Origin of the sequence: Nocardia pseudovaccinii NBRC 100343 (assembly GCF_001613225.1) — a bacterium.
Lineage (GTDB): Bacteria > Actinomycetota > Actinomycetes > Mycobacteriales > Mycobacteriaceae > Nocardia > Nocardia pseudovaccinii.
Genome location: NZ_BDBY01000409.1, coordinates 1 through 3,139 on the forward strand (window position 1 = coordinate 1; position 3,139 = coordinate 3,139).

At 67.7% G+C, this 3,139-nt stretch carries 1 protein-coding gene; it reads left to right on the forward strand.

Translation table 11 applies throughout. The features are described from left to right. Positions 1 to 154 precede the first annotated feature (154 nt). The coding region (locus tag NP3_RS49550) for a hypothetical protein (RefSeq protein WP_218025060.1) at positions 155 to 3,139 on the forward strand (2,985 nt) is incomplete at its 3' end.

Below are 3,139 nucleotides of genomic sequence, written 5' to 3' on the forward strand. Positions count from 1 at the left end.
CCCGCATGCCGCAGATCCGGCTGCGAGGGACCAACGCACATCCGAGGCGCAAGAGCGAATTGCCGAGGAGCGGCAACGTCACGAGGGGCTGCGGGAAGATCAGCAGCGGCGTATCGATGCCGCAGCCGAGCGGCAACGCGCGGCGCACGAAGCGTTGCAAGAACAGGAAAAGAAGGCCCGGGTCGCAGCCGCACACGAGCACGCCACCCGCCGCAGCCTCGGCGACAAGATGCGTGAACTGTCCGGGGCGGACAGCCCCGCCGACCGGGTGGCCGCCGAGGCCGAGCGCGCGGCCCACACACAAGCCGAATTGGCAGGCTCGCAGCTGGCCCAGGCCCACGCCGTCCACGAGGCCGCCGTCGCCGAGCATGATGCGGCGCTGGCCGCAGTGGCCGGTGAGCCAGACAGTCGGCGCCCCGACGCAACCGACGGTCCGCGGCCCCGGCCCGCCGACACCGATCCGGCCAACGAGAGCACCCCAACCAACGATTCCGAGGCCCAGCCCGCCCTGGACGCTCCGGCACCGGATGAGGCTCCGACGGCCAGACAGCAACCCGCCGACGCCGACGCGAACGACGGTCCTCGGCCGCAATCCACCGACACTGACGCGAATAGTGAACAGCCGCAACCAGTTCCGACTGCCGCACCACCGGCCGCGCCCCGCCGCACCGACAGCACCGCAACACCAGTCGACCCTCGACCCTCCGACAGCGCGGCAGCGCATTCCGCTGATGGTCGTGCGGCCCGGTCCCGTCCAGGCACGCCGTCCGGGTCACCGCAGCGAGGTGAGGATCACCGTGTCTCCGCCGCGGCGGCGGGCACACCGCGACAGGGCGGGCGCCGCACGGTGGTGACCGCCGCAACCGACACCGCACCACCGGATCTCGCAGTCGCGTCGCCCCACGCACCGCAGACCGACCCCAGCCTAGTGCACGCCACAGCGCCCACCGAGGCAGAAGCGGTGGCACTGCGCCCCTCCGAAAGAGCCCTAGCACACACCCGCCCGCGTGGCGACTCGGCCGAGTCCCGGGACGGCGCCGGGGTGGGTGAGTCCGGCAAAACCGTTGGTGAGCCAGGTGATACCGGCACGGTCAAGGACGGCACGGTCGGGGACAGCGGGTCCGGTGAGGCGGCAGCCGGGCGTGGGCCGCGGACCACCGCGCGGGTGGGGTCGGAGGCCGGTGATGAGCAGGCTGCCACGGGCGCCGGGCACGGTGAAGACGCACGCGGCACCACCGAACACGGAACTGGTGCCGATGAACTCGAGACCAGCACCACCGAACGCGGAACTGGTGCCGATGAACTCGGGACCGGCGCTGGTGAGCGTGGGGCCGAGGCGCGGCAGCGACTGACCGAGCAGCATCGCGAGGCGTTGCGGGAGGATCAGCGGCGGCGTGTCGCCGAGGCGGCGCAGCGCGAACGCGCGGCGGGGGAGGCGTTGCGGGAAAAGCAGAACAGGGTGCGAGTGGCGGCCGCGCACGAACGCGCGACCCGCCGCAGCCTCGGCGAGAGGATGCGTGGACTGTTCGCCGGGGACAGTTCTGCTGATCGGGTCGCTGCCGAGGCCGAACACGCCGCCCACACACAGACCGAACTGGCGCGCGCGGAACTGGCGCAGGCCAAGGCTGTTTATGACACCGCGGTCGGCGAGCATGACGCGGTGCTGACCGCGGTGGCCGGTGAGCTGGTGGGCGAACTACGCACCGAGTTCGCCGAGTTGCCGCGCGCTGACCCGCAGACCAAACAAGACCTCACCCAAGCGCAGGGACACCAGTACACCGCGACGTCGAAGAAGATGGCGGCGCTGTATGAGGCGCGCCGACACGAGTTGGCCGGGGAATCATGGGCCCAACGCCGGCAGGTGATGGAAAGCGGTGACGAGGTGGAAGCGCTGCTGCGCTGCATCGACGCCATGGGTGAGGGCACCGGGAAAACACCGCGATGGAACCAGATCAAAGCGTTCCTGACCGCGGAACACGGCTACATGCGTCAGATGGGCACCGGGCAGGGCAAAACGATAGTCGGTGGTGTGGAATCGCTGTGGCAACTCTCACGGGGGGAACCGGTACAACTGCCCGATGGGCGGGAGGTGCGGGTCCATCACGTGATCACCACCACCGAAGTACTGGCCAACGAAGGCTTCCGGCAATTCTCGGCGATGCTGCACAAACTCGGCTACGAGACCTCGCGCTGGGATCCGCACAACCCACCAGCCGACCCGCAACACCCGACCGTCTACTACATGACCTACGACGAGGTCGCGACCGCGCACCTGTTCGACCGGCCACCACCAGGCGACACCGCCACGATCGACGAGGCCGACGCGGTCCTGATCCACGACGAAACCGTGCACTACCAATCCGACGGCCAACGCGAACCCGCCACCGACACCGAAGCAGCCGGGGTATATCGGGTACGGGACTTCCTGCGTGGTGTCCTGGCCGAGCGCGAGCTCACCTCTACCGACCTGCGTGCCCGCCCCCAGCAGAGCCTGGCCACCGCCAGCCGATTGTGGCAACAAGCGACCGGCCGCGCGTTCACCACCGAGGAAACCGAAATGGCGCGCGCGTTCCTCGACGTCAAAGCGGGCCGGTTGAAACTCAACCGGGACTTCCAGAAATTCGACGACAAGATCCAAATCCTCGACGCGAACGGCAAACCCCGCAGCGATCCCAAAATCGGCACCGACAGCCGCTGGTTCGGCGGCCGCCACAAAATGGTCGAAGCCATGTTCGGCGCCCAGGTCTACACCGACGGCACCGGATCCAAACAAGTCACCGTCGAAACCGTCCTCGGCGGATACAAACGCTTGAACCTCATGTCGGGCACCCTCGAACGCACCGCCACCGAAATCAAGGACAACTTCCCCGTCCAAGGCGGACTCGCCAAAATCGAGAACTTCGGAAAATCGAACCTGAAGCCCCTCGACGGACTCGACGAGCAGATCTACCTCACCACACCAGAAATGCTCAAACACGCCGTCACCCAAGTCCAGCAACTCCAAGACCACGGCAGACCAGTCCTGGTCATCGGCCCCAACGATCTGGCCCTGAAATTCTCACTACTGCTCAACAAAAACGGCATCGAACACACCGCCATTACCGGCAAATGGTTCGCCCAACACCGCGACAACAACGCC